The organism is Prevotella scopos JCM 17725 (assembly GCF_018127785.1).
Classification (GTDB): Bacteria; Bacteroidota; Bacteroidia; order Bacteroidales; family Bacteroidaceae; genus Prevotella; species Prevotella scopos.
Genome location: NZ_CP072389.1, coordinates 1,241,108 through 1,261,326 on the forward strand (window position 1 = coordinate 1,241,108; position 20,219 = coordinate 1,261,326).

A 20,219-nucleotide genomic window follows, 5' to 3' on the forward strand; every position below is an offset into this window, starting at 1 on the left:
CTAGCAAACAGTAAACTGCCCCCTCTATCAAAGGGAATGAAATGCAAGATACCCCTTGGGGAGTTGATGGGTTAACAAATTGCTTGTGTTTTAGACAGAATGACACAAAGACATGTTTTTTCAATGACATATTGTCTAATCGATTCATTGCTCGATTTAGCCATTAACCCCTAAGGTTAATCTGTACATTCAGCCTCATCATTCGTGTGATTCGTAGCCGATTGGCTATAAAAAAAGACAGAAAGCATATTCACGCTTTCTGTCTTCCTGATGTTTTACATTCTCTTCTGCTTTAAGTCAACCAACAGAAGTTCCTCCCTCTTCCGCTTAGAACCAGAAGCCGGCATCGCTGTGCTTGCTTTCTCCATGGAAATTCCACCAGAAATCGAGGACAGCTGTCTTGATATCGGTTATTCCAAAGGCATCCATCAGCGAACGGATTGACACGAGGTTGCTCTCAGAATAATCCTTTGCATCGTTGCTTAACTTATCGAAATCAGTGTCGAAAACCTTTGAATCGAGTTCACGCTCATCGCTGTCCATATAGATATTCATTGGTACGACGATGGTTGGCAACCACGCTTCATCCTTCAACTGACGTTCGGTTGGTGCGCAGAAAGGACTAGCCTCACCATTTATAAACTTAGACTTATGCGCGCGCATCAGGCGAATTTCGAGGTTAAACTGCTTATGCGTACGCAAAAACTTAAAGTAGCCTTTTTGTCCGATAGGGTTCGACTGACCAGTGAATTTAGCACCGTCATACTTGTTAGTCTTATTCCATGGGTCCGTATCACAATATACGTAATCAAAAATTCCTTTGAGTTCACGTCCGTAGCCTCCTTCTTTCCGCCATAAGAAGGGCGAATATTATCTACCATGAAGAAGTGCTGATAGTGGCTGTCTTCACCATTATTGACAATTTGAGAGGTAATTTCGTTACCTGCCTTGTCGTAGTAGTGAATGACAAAAGCTGACACATAATGGTCCTGACTGCTACCCATGAGGTTCACTGACTTACCATTCTGTGGATCAGCCACCCACTTACCATTCTGCAAAGTATAGATCAGCTTATAGTTACGACCGATATACTTCAACTCCTTTGGTGTTGGGTTCTGATGAAAAGCATGTGGACCATGGAGGTGACCATTATAGATTTCAATCACCGCCTTTGCAGGATTGATAAGCGCAGCATCGTCAGCATCCTGCCCATCATCTTGCCCATCAATCACGATAGGCAGGTTGACGTTAATATCCCAAAGACCCGTGCTGAGCAACTTCTTTGCTGGATTGTAGAAAGGAGAAGGCTTACCATCATCACCAAACTTACTCTCAGCTGCGTGAAGGAGGTCAATAGAGAGCGTAAAGTTGCGACCAGGCTTCACGAATTTGATAAGACCTTCGAAGCCCATTGGGTTAGTATCGCCGATGAACGTACCATTCAGTTCGTCCAAATAACGGTAGTCGTAAGGTAGTTCTGCCTTGTTTGTGACACGCACAGAACTCGTCTTTCCCTCATACATCACCTGCTTGAACATTGAGAAGAAGTGCTGATGAATCTTGTCCTGACCGAGGTTATAGAACTGGCTGTTCATCATTTCGCCCTTCGCATTATAATAGTCCATCTTCAAAAGATAGACGACAGAAGGGTTGTCAACGCTGTTCTTAACTTTGAACGAAGTCGTAGGACTTGTCACGTGCCAACCCTGACTAGGTGTTGTCTGCCACTCAATCACTTGCGCTGGCGTGGCAGCAGCCTTGAAGTCGGATTGCTTTGGCGTATTGTCAAAGGCAGAAGCATTGTCAAGTGTTCCTTCCTGCAGTGTAAAGACAGCACGAACTGGGTCTTCGTGAAGTTTGTTCTCCTTCTCGTTCTCTGGCTGTTCTGGGTTACAAGCCGCAAACAGTAGGGTCATTACTGCACTGAAGGCAAGTAAAAAACCATTTATAAATCTCTTTGTTTTCATCGTTGTTATGTTTTAATTAAAAGTTCCATGTAATCATACAGCGCACGTCACGTCCCATATCGTGGGCATAGTAACGGCTGCGGTTTGTGTATTCTTTGTACTCACGATTAAAGATATTGTCGCCCATCAGACTGAAACGGAATGACTGTCCCTCGCGCATTGGCACTGAGAAACTGGCTTCAAAACCCATCAGATGATAGGCATCAGGACTGGTGGCAATGAGGTCGGTGGCTGGATTAAAGCGTGTTTGCTTCGCCACGAATCGATGGGTCAGTCCGATTGTTGGTGCGAAAGCCTTGAGGAAAGGCAGCGACCAAGTCAGCGAATGAGTCAGACGGAAGCTCGGGATATATGGGAGATAGGTGTGCGATGGCATCTCACGTGCCCAAATCATTGCTGTAACAAGATGATAATCGAGTGACGAAATAGGGCGGATGTGGGTATCTAAATCTACTCCTTGGAAGAAAGCACGTGTCTGTGTGTATTGGAACACAGGGTAAGCACCCGACACGACGGTAATGTTTCTACCCGTTGGCTGGTCAAAGATATAGTTGTTAATCCACTGGAGATAGCCTGCCAACTCCACATCAACGACCTTACTGGTATATTTCAATGACGTAATCCACTTGTAACTCTGCTCTGAGCGAAGTGTTGAATCGCCTTTCACAAAGATACCAGAACTGAGTTCGTTACCATTGCTATACAATTCGTAAACGTGTGGGGCACGCCAAGCAACACCGAAATGTGAGGTCAGCTTCAGCTGCCTATTGATGTGATAATGACCACCAAGACTATAAGTGAAGTTCGTGAAATCACGCTTTCCGCCATATCTTTTTCCAGTCCAATCATAGCCATCAGCCTTTGTCTGCTGTCCGTCGAAGCGTACTCCAGCCTCCATACCCCATCGGTCGGCAGTGTACTTCTGCAGCCCATAAAGTCCGAAGGCAACCTCCGTATAGTTCGGGATGATAGGTACAACGCCCGTACCACGTTCGTTGTTATTATCGGTGATGAGCATCTGGGCTCCCGCCTCGCTCTTCCAATGATTATAACCCTTGTTCCACACGAGTGAGTTCTGCCATGACTTCAAGTGCAAACTGACCATAGGAATGTCAGAATGGTTCAGACGACGGATACGATTCTCTCGTCGGTTGTCCTGCTGAAAGGTAGATTGAAAGGCAAAATGCCCTAACTTATCGTTATCATAGAAGGCTTTGAGGAACGCAATATGGTGATTGATTTGTTGGAACGGATAGCCTATCTGTCTGCTGAAAGGTGTGAAATCAACAGGACGACCGAGTCGGATTCGCTCTTGCAACAACTGCTCGTTACCCATCTGTGCACTCTGCATCACACCTAACTTCTGTGTAAACAGGTTATATCCAGCCTCCAGACGCCATGCATCACGGCTGTAGCCTAAGGCTAAAGCCAGGTCGTTCTCACGCATACCGGTGTTGTTGAGCAGATAATGGGCTGTACTTCTGTCGCCACCATTCTCAGTGTTCAGATGTAAGCGCCACGCCCAGTTGCCATGCCACTTGAAACTACTTTCAAGATAACCTGACGCACCAAAGCGTCTGCCATTCGTGCCATAAAGGGCAGAAACCATACCATGAAGCCCCCGCACGTCATAAGGCAGGGGTGCAGGCTGCATCAGAATGATACCGCCAAGGGCTTCAGAGCCATACTTTACGGCATCGGCTCCTTTCACCACTTCGATGTTACTATAACTATTTTTATCGACCTCAGGGGCATGATCGGCACCCCATTGCTGCCCCGTAAGTCGTGCGCCATTGCTCACCAGAAGAATACGATTGCCATACATTCCATGTATCACAGGCTTTGAGACAATCGTTCCGGTCTGGATAGAACTCATACCACTGACACCCTCGAGCAGTGAACCTAATGAGCGTCCCATCGCATTGGTAATGGCTGTTTGATTGAGTTGAGTACCTATCTGGTTCGCACCCATCGTTTGACGATGCGTGGAAACGACAACTTCATTTAGACAAATGGAATCATGAGTAGGCTTAGTGGTATGCTCATTCTGTGCTGCTGATGGCATACACCAACACAACAATGCGCATAAAACACCTGCCCACTGATGCCTGTCTAATCTTAAATTAAGCATCATAGACTGAATATTAAATGTCAATTGATGGCTCTTCGACCCTATCAGCGACCGAAAAACCTACGAAAGTTTCGCATATAGAATGACATGTACACGCCTGCGCACACCTATCCTATATATTGTAAAAATAATAATTAGCCCACTGTCGGAGGCGAATGGCTATTGATAGATACAATAGTCTGATAGACAGTTTGTTCTGTAAATATATGTTTTGCAACCCAAGTGATTGTTACAACAGGTACGAAGACTGTCGCCTTGGCAGCAGTCGTCTTGTGCATAGCAAAATCACAAATGCTACAAACCTTACTTACCGAAGCAACATGACTCTTAGATGCCTTTTCTGGGCTGAGCGATGACGTGCTGTGATAGTGGAAATCTTTAAGCAAAAGCATCGATGTGAACACTAACATAAGTGCCCACGCATAAATGATTTTTATCGTTATCTTCTGCTTCATCACGTTCAAAATGAGGCATGTGAACATCGCCTTCTACATGCCATAAAAAATTCTAAGTGCGAAAATACGAAAAAAAAATGCAGGTTCGCTGATTTAGGCAATTTATTTTCGGGATTTTAGGCAATGTTAACATTACGATTGAATGATGTAACTATTCAGCAGTATTGCCCAGCCTGTATTCTCTCCTCTGAGATCTTCATACAAGAACCATAAAGATATTCATTATTCTTGCGTTATTTCGTATTTTTTTTATACCTTTGCATCTCATTTCGTTCTAAAAAACAGCTTGCGGCTTAAAAAGCAACCCTGAAAAGAATAACAATGCGATATGAAAATATAGGACAACTTGCGGTTGTCCGACAAACATTAAAAAGTACTACCAAATTTTAATACAGTGAGATTTTATGTTTAAAAAAGACAAGCAAACGTGCCTATTATCGGCAAATCGAGGCAAAAAGTATGTTGCCCCTTATACAAGTGTTATATCTGTTGAATTATCAGTCCTTTTAGCTGGCTCCGGACCAGAAGCGACTATTGAGGACATTAATTACGGGGGAGACCTTACCCAAGATACTGACGACCAGTAGGCATCCTTTCCCGAATAAACAAACATGTGTCAAATATCTATACCCTTATACGGGTTTTAATAACGAAACAAGAATACAGAAACATCTTAATAAAAATGTCTATTAAAGTTTTTTCAACGGCTATTTTAGCCTCACTGCTATTCGTGTCGTGTAGCGAGACTAGCACAGACTACGAATCCAAGACAACAACCACTACATCTGCAAATGAATTGAAGACTTACGAAGTGGCTATAGAAGCACAAGCCAATGAGCCTACCAACGAACCTGATACAAGGGCAGCTATGCCATTCAAGGTTACAGAAGAGAATCTCAGCGGCAAGACCGTTCTGTATCCGAAACTGAACATCACACAAAAAACGATGCCTTCGCTGGTTGTGCTCTACAATAAGAGAAATGGTGCCAAGGAAGTCGTCGAGGCAAACTGGAGCGTTATTAAGGAAGGTACAAGCATAAAGTTTAACCTCAACAAGCTGAATCTTACAAGCAACCTAGCTAACGGCGAATGGTACATTATGTCATTTATGGGTGGTGAAAAGAATGGCAACAAGCTGTCTGTGAACACTCAGACCACCATTGACCTGATGGAGAAGAACCAGGAGTTCACTGCATCCTGTCCTTTCGCTACCAACTGGCGTCGCATTGTCAAGACTGGCAACAAGCTGAAGCTCAGCAACGAAAGCAAGAAGATGGTATTCAAGCCACAGGGCGTATTCCTCGCTCTGTCACTAGAGAGCCGTATGACCCTTCCTACAAAGATGAGTCGTAACATCACTATGGAAAGTAATGCTTTCTGCGCTTCTGGTGACTATAACTTCAACAGCGTAGGAACTAACGTTTCTGACGATGCTGACCTGGCAGCTTCTTACTGGGAGCCAAACAGTGCGAATGCTATCAGCCGCAGCTCAAGTATTTACGAGAAGTATAACGCAAAGCACTATACTACCAACATCACGCTCAAGTATGATGGGGCTAAGAACGACGGAACACTGCGTAATGGACAGAGTGACCTCAACAGTCACATCTACTTCAACAGCTATAACAAATCAACGGGTACTAACACTCCAAACACCAGGACAAACCGTAGCTTCCTCCTGTGCCTGATGCCTGTTGACTATAAGAAGACTAGTAATTATGGTGGTATCGTAAATGAGACCCTGCTCTTCGGAGATGTTGAAGTGGCGGATGCAAACAGAACCAACTACACATACGATAAGAACACATACAAGACTGACCCAAGCACCTGGCGTCCTTATATGGGTCGTAGATATCTCTTGGCCAGCTTCAGTGATGCCCTCAAAACGGGTTCAAGCTATAACATGACACTGAGAATCATCCGTCCTACACTGTTTATTGAACGCTTATGGGCTTACAGACAAGGTAATGAACTGGAGAAGAAACAAGAAGGAGAAGCTGGGCAAATTGCCGAGGGTAAAAAGGTTGACAACCACTACCCTTCTCTGAACAACGGGAAATATAGATTAACAAAATTCTCAGAGTTTACTCCTATCTTCAATAACCCGAAGCTTCAGCTCGATGATGGCAAAGGATTTAACGGAAGTAATGCTATGGATATTGGACCAGAATATGGATATATATTAACGATGGGAAATAATCTCGCTTTTGCAGACCTAAATGGAAAGCAAAAGAAGTTTGACAACTGGTTCTGTACAGAACGAGGAAAGCGAGTTTTATATGGTATAATGTGCTTCAAGCCATTTGGTAACCGTGACGCAACCTCTACAGACAACTACAAAGTGGCTGTCAGAATGACCTTCCCATCTTCTAAAGCTACATCGGGTGTTGCAAAAATAGAAACTTATTATTTGGGTCCAAACTATAACCTCTCTCTCAATGTAGCAGGTTATTACTTGTGTCACAATGAGTTCTGGAAGAGGCTGGACAGCAGGGATATCATCACACGAGAGTTCCCACTGGACACTTACTGGCTTACCACTAACTATATGATACAGTCAAATGAGCCAAGACCACGCATTACCAAGTTTACCACTGATGGCGTCTCACAAGATAAGCTAACTGTTGGCCGAGGACGCCCTACACACTATTTCATCCCTTGGCTGAAAAGTCCAGCTTGGTAAGAAAAATATTAGAATAAAAAAGCGACTCAAAGAGTCGCTTTTTTTGTTTCCTGCCAACACTTCCCTTCCTGCTTCCGCAAACAGTTTACCAACCGCCAGTAACCGCTTGCGGAATATAGAATAGATCTACGCCATCACTCCATTTCCCGGAAGAACCCAAGAAAAGACCATTCCTTTACTCAATACCAAGTATAGAAATGGTCATTCTTTGGCTCTATAACGAATCGAGTGAGTTGTGTGTTGCTATTCCACCGGTTTGGTGCGGGTGCTTAGCACATTTGGTGCGGAGGGTATGCACCACATGTGCGAAGAGATAACACCATTGCTGTATATGCAAGAGCAGGGATTTAATGTGCGTTAAGCATATTAAAACTAAGGTCAATCTGGCGTTTTATTTAGTTCGAGGCTATACTTTTTGACAATATTTTTAGGCTCAATAACGAATTACCCACACGATTCGTTATAGAGCCCTTTCTTATTGGATTGTTTCAAACGATAAGATTACCAAAATGGTATTTGCCTTCTGACACACCTTCTTACTTCAAAATTTGCAGTGGTTAAGAACAACAATCAACTCGTTTACTAGTCAACTAACAGAAGGGAAGAGCCGCTTTTTAGATTTTGATTGTTCATTATTATCTTGATTTGTCATATAATTAAAAAATTTTCAATCATCCCCGCAACTTTTCCCATTGTGCTTTGCGATTATCTGTTTTATTTATTATCTTTGCGGTACATTTCATAAAAACGAGTTCTAAGACGATATATGGCTAAGATAAAGACAATTGGAGTTCTGACCTCTGGTGGTGACGCCCCAGGAATGAATGCAGCGATACGCGCTGTGACCAGGTCAGGTATCTATAATGGATTTAAAATCAAAGGAATCTATCGTGGTTATGAAGGATTGATAACAGGTGACATCAAACCTTTTACAACTGAGAATGTCAGTGGCATTATCGGTCTGGGCGGCACGATTCTCAAGACGGCACGCTCAATGGGTTTCAAAACCCTAGAAGGACGCCAGCAAGCATACGATAACCTTGTGAAGGAAGGCATTGACGCACTGGTTGTCATTGGCGGTAATGGTTCGTTGACGGGTGCGATGAAGTTTGCACAGGAGTTCGACCTCTGCTGCATTGGCTTGCCAGGCACGATTGACAACGACCTTTATGGCACGGATGATACCATCGGTTATGACACGACGATGAACACAATTGTTGAGTGCGTTGACCGCATTCGTGACACTGCACAGAGCCATGAACGCATCTTCTTCGTGGAGGTGATGGGACGCGATGCCGGTTTCCTTGCACAGAACTCAGCGATTGCGGGTGGTGCAGAGGCAGCTATTATCCCAGAGGACTCAACCAATGTTGACCAGTTGGCACGTTTCATGGAACGCGGTATTCGCAAGTCAAAGAGAAGCTGTATTGTGATTGTTTCTGAGAGCCCTAAGTGCGGTGCGATGTATTATGCTGATCGTGTGCGCAAGGAGTTCCCTGACTACGATGTACGCGTCTCTATCCTCGGTCACTTGCAGCGTGGCGGTCGTCCGTCAGCACGCGACAGAATCCTGGCGAGCCGTACGGGCGTTGGTGCCATCGAGGCTATCCTCCAAGGTCAGCGCAATGTCATGATTGGCGTGAGAAACAACGAGGTGGTTTATGTACCACTGTCTGAGGCCATCCGTTCAGATAAGCCTTTAGCCAAGGAACTCATCAAAGTGCTCGACGAGTTGAGTATCTAAAGCGGGTTCCACCTTATTTATATATAGAGGAAATAATAATAAAAAACAATAAAGATATTTATGTCACAGATTAATGGGCGTATCTCCCAGATTATCGGTCCTGTTATCGATGTCTATTTTGATACCAAGGGAGAGAATCCTGAGAAGGTTCTGCCTAAGATTTACGATGCCCTATGCGTAAAACGTCCAAATGGGCAGGATTTGATTATCGAGGCACAGCAGCATATCGGTGAAGATACCGTGCGCTGTGTGGCTATGGATAATACTGATGGTCTGCAGCGTGGCCTTGAGGTTGTGCCAACAGGCAGTCCTATCGTCATGCCAGCTGGCGACCAGATTAAGGGTCGTATGATGAACGTTATCGGTCAGCCTATCGATGGTATGAGTACGCTGAATATGCAGGGTGCTTATCCTATCCATCGTGAGGCACCAAAGTTTGAGGACCTCTCAACACATAAGGAGATGCTTCAGACGGGTATTAAGGTCATCGACTTGCTTGAACCTTACATGAAGGGTGGTAAGATTGGACTCTTCGGTGGTGCCGGTGTTGGTAAGACGGTGTTGATTATGGAGCTGATTAACAACATCGCAAAGGGTCACAATGGTTACTCTGTCTTTGCCGGTGTTGGTGAGCGTACACGTGAGGGTAACGACTTGATTCGCGATATGTTGGAGTCAGGTGTTATCCGTTATGGTGAGAAGTTCCGCAAGGCAATGGATGAAGGCAAGTGGGACCTCTCGCTTGTTGATAAGGACGAATTGCAGAAGTCACAGGCAACACTTGTCTATGGACAGATGAATGAGCCTCCTGGGGCACGTGCTTCAGTGGCATTGTCAGGACTGACCGTTGCTGAGGAGTTCCGCGATCACGGAGGTAAGAATGGTGAGGCATCAGATATCATGTTCTTCATCGATAACATCTTCCGTTTCACACAGGCGGGTTCTGAGGTGTCAGCCTTGTTAGGACGTATGCCTTCAGCCGTAGGTTATCAGCCTACTTTGGCAAGTGAGATGGGACGTATGCAAGAGCGTATTACCTCAACGAAGCATGGTTCAATCACTTCTGTACAGGCTGTTTATGTGCCTGCAGACGACTTGACCGACCCTGCTCCAGCAACAACCTTCACCCACTTGGACGCTACAACAGAGTTGAGCCGTAAGATTACCGAGTTGGGTATCTATCCAGCCGTTGACCCACTGGGCAGTACCTCACGTATCCTTGACCCACTGATTGTTGGTAAGGAACACTACGAGTGTGCGCAGCGTGTAAAGCAGTTGTTGCAGCACTATAACGAGTTGCAGGATATCATCGCCATCTTGGGTATGGACGAGTTGTCAGACGAGGATAAGTTGGTAGTGAACCGCGCTCGTCGTGTACAGCGTTTCCTCTCTCAGCCATTTACTGTTGCAGAGCAGTTTACAGGTGTTAAGGGTGTTATGGTTCCAATCGAGGAGACTATCAAGGGCTTCAACGCCATCCTGAATGGTGAGGTAGATGACCTGCCAGAGCAGGCGTTCTTGAACGTGGGTACGATTGAAGACGTGAAGGAGAAAGCTAAGCAGCTCTTGGAAGCTACCAAGTAACCGGCTCCTTGCACAAACTGAATAATAATTGAATTGTCTATGTTGACACTTAAAATAGTTTCTCCCGAAAGGGTTGTCTTTACAGGTGAGGTAGATAGCGTGTTGGTTCCTGGCGCAATGGGGTCATTCGAGATTCTGACAGGTCACGCACCCATCATCTCAACACTGGAGGAAGGCAAGGTTGTCTATGGCATCAAAGGGGCAAAGACTGAACTGCATATTGTTGGCGGATTCGTCGAAGTGCAGAAGAATGTGGTGAACCTTTGCATAGAAATCTAAAAGACAGAACTAACAGACAGAAGAATAGGAATGATGGATGCGGGTAGCGTGTATAAGAAGTACTATAAGAATAACTTGTGGATTATCGCAGGACTTTATCTTATGGGCTTACTCGTGGTGCAGCTGACGCAGCAGACGGCTTACATACAATCGCTGACCATCTGTGCTGTTTATTCGCTTATCACCTCTTCTGTATATGGAGGAGCGTGGAAGGCAGTCGCAAGTAAGTCGCCAGCAGTGCTGCGCAACTTCTATCTTGCAGGCTCTGTTCTTCGTATGCTGTTGGCGTTCCTGACCGTATTGATTTACGCGCTCGTCGTGAAGGAGCGTGCAATGGTCATCGGTTTCGCTGTCATCTTTATGATTTTCTATCTTGTGCTGTTAGCATTCGATACCATCTATTTTTACAAAGTGGAAAAGAACAATAAAATTAATAATTGACGAATGAAATATCTCAGACATCTTCTCTGCATGGTTGTGATGCTCTTCCTGCTCGTGCCTGGCGTTGCCGCATCAGAGCAAAAGGACGAGGGCGTAAACCTGCAGGAGATATTGTGGGGACACATTAAGGACTCTTACGAGTGGCACGTCACCAATATCGGAGACAAGCCCATCATCATTAACCTGCCCGTCATCGTGAAGACGTCAAAGGGCTGGTACACGGGTTGGGCTGAAGACTTTGCCGAAGAGCCAATAGAGGAAGGTCCACACGCTGGTTATCGTCCTTGCAAGAACAATCCTGATTTGTTCATTGCGACGAAGGGTAACTACGAACGTCGTATCGTTGAGTTGCAGAAGGACGGCACAGAAGTACGCCCCTTCGACCTCTCTATAACGAAGTCGGTGTGTGTACTTTTCATTGACGCTATCATCCTTATGTTGTGTATCTTGATTCCAGCACGTTGGTGTCGCCGCCATAAGGTGACGGATAAGGCTCCGAAAGGCTTTACAGGATTGATGCACATGTTCGTGATGTATGTCTATGATGAGGTGATAAAACCGACATTGGGTAAGGACTCTGAGAAGTATGCGCCATATCTTCTGACGTGTTTCTTCTTCATCTTTGTAGCCAATATCATGGGTATCGTACCTTTCCCACCGGGTGGTGGTAACCTCACGGGTAACATAACGATTACATTCTTCTTGGCCATCTGCACGTTCTTGGTAACTAACTTCTCAGGAACAAAGCATTATTGGAAGGATATCTTTTGGCCAGACGTCCCAGCATGGTTGAAGGTGCCAGTGCCTTTGATGCCAGTGATTGAGATTTTTGGTATCTTCACAAAGCCTTTCGCCTTGATGGTTCGTCTCTTTGCCAATATGATGGCAGGACATGCTATTGCGTTGGCTTTAACCTGTATCATCTTCATCATGGCAACGATGGGTGTTGTGCTTAGCTCGTCCATGACAGTTGTGAGCGTGGCTATGAGTATCTTCATGATGCTCCTGGAGATTCTGGTAAGCTTTATCCAAGCTTTGGTATTCACGATGTTGAGTGCCGTGTTTATCTCTTTGGCACATGTGCATGAAACGGAAGCGTAGTGGCTAGTTGACGGGTTGACAAGTTGACAAGTTGACAAGGTAATTGATAGCTTTGCTGTTCCTAGGAAGCCTAGGAGAACTAGGAAGCCTAGGAGGCCTAGATAAGCTAGGAACCCTAGGAAAGCTAGGAACCCTAGGAGCCCTAGAAAACCTAGCCCAAAAAGAAAACAAAGAAAATAAAAACAATTAATAAATTAAAAGCAAAAAACTATGTTGACATCATTGTTATTAGCAGCAGAAACTGCAAAGTTAGGCGCCGCTATCGGTGCAGGTATCGCAGCCGTAGGCGCAGGTCTTGGTATTGGTCGTATCGGTGGTCAGGCAATGGACGCTATGGCACGCCAGCCAGAGAAGATCGGTGAACTTCGTTCTGCAATGATTATCGCAGCTGCGTTGGTTGAGGGTGTTGCCTTCTTCGCTGCCATTATCGCTCTCCTCTGTGTATTCTAAACAACACAGAAGAATAAATTAAACATAATTGGTAAGAAAGTAATTTAGCAGCTTATGTCATTATTATTGCCAGATAGTGGCTTACTCTTTTGGATGACCCTCGTCTTCTTAGTGGTCTTCTTCGTCTTGTGGAAGTGGGGTTTCCCATCAATCATCAAGATGGTGAACGAGCGCAAGGAGTATATCGATGAGAGTCTTGCCAAAGCAGAGGAAGCCAACTTGAGGCTTGCAAGCATTCAGAAACAAGGTGAGGAGCTGCTTATGGAGGCACGTGAGAAACAGGCACAAATCCTTAGGGAAGCCACAAACACACGTGACGCCATAGTCGGTCAGGCACAGGAGAAGGCACACGAAGAGAGTGCACGTATCCTTTCTGAGGCCAAGGCTGAGATTGAAAGTCAGAAGCAGGCTGCCATCCGCGACATTCGTTCGCAGGTAGCAGAGCTCTCTGTGCAGATTGCTGAGAAGATTCTGCAAAAGGAACTCTCTTCTTCTGCTGAGCAGACCCAGCTTATCGACCGCTTATTGGATGAAGTTGCTTCTTCTAACGGAACAGAAAGTAAATAATCGCTTATGAATACAGGTGTAATATCGGTTCGCTATGCTCGTGCGCTATTGAAGGCTGCCTGTGAGCAAGGGATTGAAGACAAGGTCTATGCGCTCATGCAGACACTTGCCCAGAGCTACCTTCAGGTACCCGACCTCCGCATGACGATTGAAAACCCGATGCTTCCGAAGGAGAAGAAGCGTAAGCTATTGGAAGTAGCCTGTGGAAATGACTGTCCTGAGCTAGTTGGCAGATTCCTATCCCTTGTCTTGAAAGATGAGAGAGAAGACTTGCTGCAGCTCATGGCGAATGATTACGTCACGCTGTATCGTAAGATGAAGAACATCATTCGTGGAAAGGTTATCACAGCCTCACCGGTCTCTTCTCAGGTGGAAGACAAGATGAAGGCTCTCATACAGTCCAGAGCGCAGGGAACCGTAGAGTTCAACACTAAGATTGACCCTTCACTCATTGGTGGATTTATTCTGGAGTATGATACTTACAGAATGGATACCAGCGTGAAGAGCCAACTGAATGCTATCCTCACACAATTAAAAAAGTAATTAGATTAATAACATGTCAGATAAAATTAAACCAAGTGAGGTGTCTGAGATTCTTTTCAAAGAACTTCAAGGCATCAACTCTGAGGAAAAGTTTGATGAAGTCGGTACCGTACTAACCGTCGGTGATGGTGTGGCACGTGTCTATGGTCTTCGCAATGCTGAAGCCAACGAGTTGCTTGAATTCGAGAATGGCACCATGGCTATTGTCATGAACTTGGAGGAAGACAATGTCGGTTGTGTCCTTCTGGGTCCTACTGAAGGCATCAAGGAGGGACAGAGCGTGAAGCGTACACATCGTATTGCCTCTATCCGTGTCAATGACAACTTCTTGGGACGTGTAGTCAATCCGCTTGGAGAGGCTATCGATGGCAAGGGTGATATCGACCTGACTGACTCGTTTGAGATGCCATTGGACCGTAAGGCTCCGGGTGTTATCTATCGTCAGCCAGTGAAGGAACCACTCCAGACAGGTCTGAAAGCTGTCGATTCAATGATTCCTATCGGTCGTGGTCAGCGTGAGCTTATCATTGGCGACCGCCAGACTGGTAAGACTGCCATTGCCGTTGATACAATCCTCAACCAGAAGAGCTTCTACGAGCAGGGCAATCCTGTTTATTGTATCTATGTTGCCATTGGTCAGAAGGCTTCTACCGTTGCTACATTGGTACAGAACCTCAAGGAGCGTGGCGCCTTACCTTATACTATCATCGTGAGTGCAACAGCGGCTGACCCAGCTGCTATGCAGTATTATGCACCATTTGCTGGCGCAGCTATCGGTGAATACTTCCGCGACCGTGGCTACTCTGCCCTCGTTATCTATGACGACTTGTCAAAGCAGGCTGTTGCCTATCGTGAGGTGTCACTGATTCTTCGTCGTCCTTCAGGTCGTGAGGCTTACCCTGGTGACGTCTTCTATCTCCACTCTCGTCTGCTTGAGCGTGCAGCACGTATCAACAACCAACAGGAGATTGCTGAGAAGATGAACGACCTCCCAGAGTGTATGAAGGGTCATGTAAGAGGTGGTGGCTCACTCACCGCATTGCCAATCATTGAGACACAGGCAGGTGACGTGTCAGCCTACATCCCTACGAACGTGATTTCTATTACCGACGGTCAGATTTATCTTGAGTCCGACCTCTTCAATCAGGGCTTCCGTCCAGCTATCAACGTGGGTATCTCCGTATCACGTGTGGGTGGTTCAGCACAGATTAAGAGTATGAAGAAGGTAGCTGGTACGTTGAAGATTGATATGGCACAGTATCGTGAGTTGGAAGCCTTCTCTAAGTTCTCATCAGATATGGACAAGGTCACAGCGATGACCCTTGACCGTGGACGTAAGAACAACCAGTTGCTTATCCAGCCTCAGTACAGCCCAATGCCAGTGGGTGAGCAGATTGCCATCCTCTATTGTGGCGTACACGGATTGCTTCGTGACGTACCTGTTGAGCAGGTTCGTCAGTGCCAGGATGAGTTCCTCGAGAGTTTGCGCAGCACACATGCTGAGGTCATCAACGATTTAGCAAGTGGCAACCTCACGGATAATTCAATCAAGGTAATCGAAGAAGTCATGGGCAATATTGCCGGACAATACAAATAAAGACAATACAGAATGGCATCCTTAAAGGAAATCAAAACGCGTATAGCCAGTGTTCAGAGTACTCGTAAGATTACGAGTGCGATGAAGATGGTCGCGTCGAGTAAACTGCATCATGCTCAGAATGCTATCGAGAGTATGCTTCCTTACGAGGCTATGCTCGAACACATTCTCAAGACCTTCCTTATCTCTACATCTGATACGGACACTCCGTTCGATGTCAAGAGACCTGTGAAACGTGTTGCCTTACTCGTGTTCTCTTCAAACAGCTCCCTCTGTGGTGGATACAATGCGAATGCCATCAAGCTGATGCTGCAGACGATAGACGAATATCATGCGAAGGGCTTGACCAAGGACGACATCATCATCTACCCCGTAGGACGAAAAGTGTTTGAAGCGGCTAAGAAGCGTGGATATACCTGCGTATATCCTTATCCGCAACTTGCCGACAAACCGAACTCTGAGGACTGCCGTAATATCGCCAAGGAGTTAGGACAGAAGTGGCTGAAAGGTGAGTTTGATAAGGTGGAGATGATCTATCACCATTTCAAGAGTGCAGGAAGCCAGATTCTCCAACGTAAGAATTTCCTTCCGATTGACCTTGAGGAAGAACTCAATGCCGACACCACACGCGACCTCTCATCGGATGTTACGAGCAAGGCTGCACAGGAATATCTGAAGAAGAAAGGACAGTCTGAAACACAGAAGTCTAATAATGAGACTGTCGTTCCACTGAATGACAACTTCATTGTTGAGCCTGATCTGCACACAGTATTGACTTCATTAATACCAAAGCTGTTGCATCTCATGGTCTATACCGCTCTTCTTGACAGCAATGCCTCTGAGCATGCTGCCCGAATGGTTGCCATGCAGACCGCAACTGATAATGCTGACGAACTACTTCGTGCGCTCAACTTGCAATATAACAAGTCGCGTCAGGCAGCCATCACGTCTGAGTTGCTCGATATTGTTGGCGGTACGGTAAATAACTAACTTCTTGCCTGCTTTTTGGGTAGGCAATGAACAAGAACTAATAAACAGGGATAGGCGTTTGCTTATCCCTGTTTTTTATTGGGGTAATTAGCCTAATAATTTATTAGCCTAATTAGCCTAATTAGCCCAATACTTAATGGCTTTATAACGAATCGTGTGGGTAATTCGTCATAGAGCCAAAATATTGTGAAAGGTATAGCCTCCAACTAGACACAACTCCAGATTGACCTTCATTTTAATATGCTTAACGCACATTAAATCCCTACCCTGCCATATACAGCAATGGTGTTAAACCTTCGCACATGTGGTGCATACCATCCGCACCATTAGTGTTAAGCACCCGCACCACATGTGCTGAGCACCCGCACCAAACCGATGGAATATCAACACACAACCCACACGATTCGTTATAGAGCCAGTAGGAATAATCCTATCATGCAAGCATATAAGCCTTTTATTCTATTTCCAACCTATGGCATTTAGCAGAAGAGCCCAAGAACTCGCATGATATTATGTTAAATAAAACGAAATATGCGTGAATTAAAAAAAATATTATACTTTTGCAGTCATCTAAGCTAGATGACAATCTAAGTGCCATACATAATGTCACAAGACCTAAACGAAATATTAAACAAAACCTTTTAAGTATGAAATCTATGATAAAAACTAACCTTGGAAGGTCGCTGCTACTGGTAGTGCCCCTTGTGTGTTGTCCTTATACTGCACATAAGGCATACGCCACCCAATCAGTAACCATACAGGCGCAGGCCTCTGTTATCAAAGGAAAAGTTATCGACTCACGTACGGGCGAACCGGTTATAAGTGCCAGTGTCACCATAAAGGGTACGAAGAAAATCGCACTTACCAATATCGATGGTGAGTTCTCTATCGACGTAAAGGCTGGTGAGGAGCTGGTGATTACGTCCTTAGGCTATGAGAAAATGACGGTGCGAGCTGAAAACAACATGACCGTAAGCATGGTTTCTTCATCTACGATGCTTAGTGAGACAGTAGTTGTGGGCTATAGCACACAGAAACGTAACAGTCTGACGGGTTCGTTGCAGAGTATTGATAATAAAGAACTTACTAACATTACGACAGCTAATGTCACCAATATGTTGACGGGTAAGATACCTGGTATGAACGTAATGCCGGGTTCTGGTAAGCCGGGTTCGTTCGGTGCCATTATTGTTCGTGGTAAGTCTACTATCAACGGTAGCACTGCTCCGCTGTGGGTTATCGATGGAGTAATCGTTGGTAAAGACCCAGGTGACATCAATCCTAACGATATCGAGACACTTACCGTACTCAAAGATGCTGCCTCAACGGCTATCTATGGTTCGCAGGGTGCCAATGGTGTTATCGTTGTGACAACTAAGGGGGCAAAGTCTGGTAAGACTTCTATTACCTTCTCTACCAAGATGGGTATTTCAACTCTGAACAATGGAAAAGTGAAGATGATGGATGGAGCTGAGCTATACGACTATTATAAGTCGTTTACTAACGCTGCAGAGATTGCTTTCCCACGTTGGAACGATAAACTTCGTGATAGTAATTTCGACTGGTGGAAGTTGGCTACACACACGGGAAACGTTCAGAATTACGACCTTACTATTAACAGTGGCGGCGAGAAACTGAGTGCTGTTTTTACTGGTGGTGTCTATAAGGAGGATGGTGCTGTGCGTGGATACGACTTCACTCGATACAACACGATGATGAAGCTGAACTTCAAACCTTATTCTTGGATTGCTATCCGTCCATCCTTTAATGGTAGCAAGGGAGTCATTGACGACCGTCAACGCTCTACCTATTCTATGTATTCTATGCTTCCATGGGATAGCCCTTACGATGAAGAGGGCAAGATTGTTGGCAATAGATCATCGTCATGGGTGAATAGCAACTCTACTAATTACCTTTACGAATTGCAGTATAATTGGAGCAAGTACGATTCTTATGCTTTTAATGGCAACTTCGATTTTGACATATATCTCACTGATTGGCTTACGTTCTCTTCTGTGAATAGCTATCGTTGGAGTACTCACCTCGATAAGAGTTACTCTGACCCTCGTACATCAGGAGCAGAGGGTAAGGGGCGTGTGAGCGAAAGCACGAGTACGAACACACGTCGTTATACCAACCAACTGCTGAAAGCGACACGTAGTTTCGGTGATTATCATGGTTTCTTGATGCTCGGTTATGAGTTCAATGATGGTGAATATCGTTATCATAGCAGCGATGGAACAGGCTTGGTTCCGGGCTTTGCTCAACTTGATATCACCTCAACTCCTGAGGCTGTGGGAGGTAATAAATTCGAGTGGGCAGTGCAGTCTTTCTTCGCCAACCTCAATGCTGATTATGCTAATAAGTACTTGTTGCAACTCTCACTGAGAACCGATGGTGCAAGTAACTTTGGTTCGGATGCTGCATACGGAACCTTCTTCTCTGTCAGTGGAGGCTGGGTTGCTACGGCTGAGAAGTGGTTTAAGGTACCTTGTATTGACTATTTGAAGGTGCGTGCATCGTTTGGTTCGGTAGGTAGTCGCCCTAACAGCCTCTATCCTCAATACGGACTTTACAGCTTACGTGCAAGCTATAATGAGGTTCCTGGTGCTGTCATCACTCAGCTTGCCAATAAGAAACTGACTTGGGAGAAGAGCTATACCACTGGTGTAGGTATCGACCTGAATATGTTTAAACGCTTGCGTATGACCTTCGACTTCTATAGCAAGCGTACAAGCAACTTGCTCTTTGCAGTGCCTATATCTGGTGTTATCGGTGTGACAAGCATCTGGCAGAACATTGGTGAGCTTACCAACACTGGTTTTGAGACCACTCTTTCGGCTGATATCATCAAGAGCAAGGACCTCACTTGGACAGTTGATGCCAACCTTTCTACCAACTCTAATAAGATTAAGAAGCTATATAGCGGTAGAGACCAGATTATCGAAGGTGATGGTATTGCTGGTTCAACCAACACGTTGTTACGTCCGGGTCTGAGCGCAGATACTTATTACTTGCGTGAATGGGCAGGTGTTGACCCAGAGAATGGTGCACCACAATGGTACACAACTGATGCGAATGGCAATCGTGTTATTACTAACAACTATGCTAAGGCTGACCAAATAGCACTTGACAAACACGCTACGCCAACCGTCTTCGGTAGTTTCTCAACGACCTTAACATACAAGAACTTCGACTTTAATGCTGTCTTCGGCTATTCATTGGGTGCTTACATCTATAACTACTCACGACAGGAGTATGACTCAGATGGTGCTTATACCGATCGTAACCAGTTCAGCTTGCAGAAAGGTTGGAAACGATGGGCACAGAAGGGAGACGTAGCAACACACCCAGTTGCTGCCTATAACAACCCATCTAACTCTAACAAGGCGTCAACTCGCTACTTAGAGAGCTCTGACTTCTTGAAGCTTCGTTCCATTACTTTGGGTTACAACTTCAATCTTAAGAGTGATATCGTAAAGGCATTGCGCGTTTATATCAGTGGTGAAAACCTCTTCTGCATCACCGATTACTCTGGTGTTGACCCAGAATTGCCTGCTGCCGATGGTGGTCGCAATGCTTCTGGCGAACGCTCAACAGCCCTTTCAATCTCAACAGGTGCTGGTGTTTATCCTTCTGTTCGCAAGTTTATGCTCGGCGTTAACGTTACATTCTAAATAAAGAATC

The 20,219-nt window shown here is 45.3% G+C and carries 16 protein-coding genes; 12 read left to right on the forward strand and 4 right to left on the reverse strand.

All coding sequences use genetic code 11. The features are described from left to right. Positions 1-327: 327 nt before the first annotated feature. The 4 genes from J4856_RS13160 to J4856_RS04795 all read right to left on the reverse strand — a co-directional run bounded on the left by J4856_RS13160 (position 328) and on the right by J4856_RS04795 (position 4,553). Positions 328-663 (reverse strand): hypothetical protein, encoded by a 336-nt coding sequence (locus tag J4856_RS13160; RefSeq protein ID WP_249117977.1) that lies wholly within the window; start codon positions 661-663, stop codon positions 328-330. Continuing rightward, the gene (locus tag J4856_RS04785; protein ID WP_249117978.1) at positions 663-1,967 is read right to left on the reverse strand and encodes a hypothetical protein; all 1,305 of its coding nucleotides are present in this window, start codon (positions 1,965-1,967) and stop codon (positions 663-665) included. The genes J4856_RS13160 and J4856_RS04785 overlap by 1 nt, the downstream gene beginning before the upstream one ends. A gap of 16 nt (positions 1,968-1,983) precedes the next feature. After that, on the reverse strand, positions 1,984-4,101 hold the full coding sequence (locus J4856_RS04790; protein ID WP_065367943.1) for a TonB-dependent receptor: 2,118 nt from the start codon (positions 4,099-4,101) through the stop codon (positions 1,984-1,986). A gap of 131 nt (positions 4,102-4,232) precedes the next feature. Further along, positions 4,233-4,553 carry a hypothetical protein gene (locus J4856_RS04795; RefSeq protein ID WP_025838749.1) on the reverse strand — a complete coding sequence of 107 codons (321 nt, stop codon included), beginning with the start codon at positions 4,551-4,553 and terminating at the stop codon, positions 4,233-4,235. A 682-nt stretch (positions 4,554-5,235) separates the two neighbouring features. Between J4856_RS04795 and J4856_RS04800 the strand changes: the two genes are divergently transcribed. The 12 genes from J4856_RS04800 (at position 5,236) to J4856_RS04855 (ending at position 20,209) form a co-directional block, all read left to right on the forward strand. Then, positions 5,236-7,236 (forward strand): hypothetical protein, encoded by a 2,001-nt coding sequence (locus tag J4856_RS04800; protein WP_065367944.1) that lies wholly within the window; start codon positions 5,236-5,238, stop codon positions 7,234-7,236. A 766-nt stretch (positions 7,237-8,002) separates the two neighbouring features. Further along, positions 8,003-8,980, forward strand: a complete 978-nt coding sequence (gene pfkA, locus J4856_RS04805) for a 6-phosphofructokinase (RefSeq protein WP_065367945.1) — start codon at positions 8,003-8,005, stop codon at positions 8,978-8,980. A 60-nt stretch (positions 8,981-9,040) separates the two neighbouring features. Continuing rightward, entirely contained in the window at positions 9,041-10,564 is a 1,524-nt protein-coding gene (gene atpD, locus J4856_RS04810; RefSeq protein ID WP_025838745.1) for a F0F1 ATP synthase subunit beta, read from the forward strand. 39 nt (positions 10,565-10,603) lie between these two features. Next, positions 10,604-10,843 carry an ATP synthase F1 subunit epsilon gene (gene atpC, locus J4856_RS04815; RefSeq protein ID WP_025838744.1) on the forward strand — a complete coding sequence of 80 codons (240 nt, stop codon included), beginning with the start codon at positions 10,604-10,606 and terminating at the stop codon, positions 10,841-10,843. A 30-nt stretch (positions 10,844-10,873) separates the two neighbouring features. Continuing rightward, positions 10,874-11,284: a hypothetical protein gene (locus J4856_RS04820; RefSeq protein ID WP_025838742.1), complete on the forward strand. Its 411-nt coding sequence runs from the start codon at positions 10,874-10,876 to the stop codon at positions 11,282-11,284. Between the two features lie 3 nt (positions 11,285-11,287). Further along, positions 11,288-12,385, forward strand: a complete 1,098-nt coding sequence (gene atpB, locus J4856_RS04825) for a F0F1 ATP synthase subunit A (RefSeq protein WP_065367946.1) — start codon at positions 11,288-11,290, stop codon at positions 12,383-12,385. 210 nt (positions 12,386-12,595) lie between these two features. Beyond that, on the forward strand, positions 12,596-12,835 hold the full coding sequence (gene atpE, locus J4856_RS04830) for an ATP synthase F0 subunit C (RefSeq protein ID WP_004360677.1): 240 nt from the start codon (positions 12,596-12,598) through the stop codon (positions 12,833-12,835). Between the two features lie 54 nt (positions 12,836-12,889). Then, on the forward strand, positions 12,890-13,402 hold the full coding sequence (gene atpF, locus J4856_RS04835; protein ID WP_025838739.1) for a F0F1 ATP synthase subunit B: 513 nt from the start codon (positions 12,890-12,892) through the stop codon (positions 13,400-13,402). Positions 13,403-13,408: 6 nt separating this feature from the next. After that, positions 13,409-13,945, forward strand: a complete 537-nt coding sequence (locus tag J4856_RS04840) for a F0F1 ATP synthase subunit delta (protein WP_025838737.1) — start codon at positions 13,409-13,411, stop codon at positions 13,943-13,945. 13 nt (positions 13,946-13,958) lie between these two features. Beyond that, positions 13,959-15,542: a F0F1 ATP synthase subunit alpha gene (gene atpA, locus J4856_RS04845; protein WP_025838735.1), complete on the forward strand. Its 1,584-nt coding sequence runs from the start codon at positions 13,959-13,961 to the stop codon at positions 15,540-15,542. Between the two features lie 12 nt (positions 15,543-15,554). Further along, a complete protein-coding gene (locus J4856_RS04850; RefSeq protein WP_065367947.1) occupies positions 15,555-16,532 on the forward strand; it encodes a F0F1 ATP synthase subunit gamma in 978 nt (325 codons plus the stop codon). Positions 16,533-17,179: 647 nt separating this feature from the next. Beyond that, the gene (locus J4856_RS04855) at positions 17,180-20,209 is read left to right on the forward strand and encodes a SusC/RagA family TonB-linked outer membrane protein (protein ID WP_025838733.1); all 3,030 of its coding nucleotides are present in this window, start codon (positions 17,180-17,182) and stop codon (positions 20,207-20,209) included. The last annotated feature ends 10 nt before the right edge of the window (positions 20,210-20,219 follow it).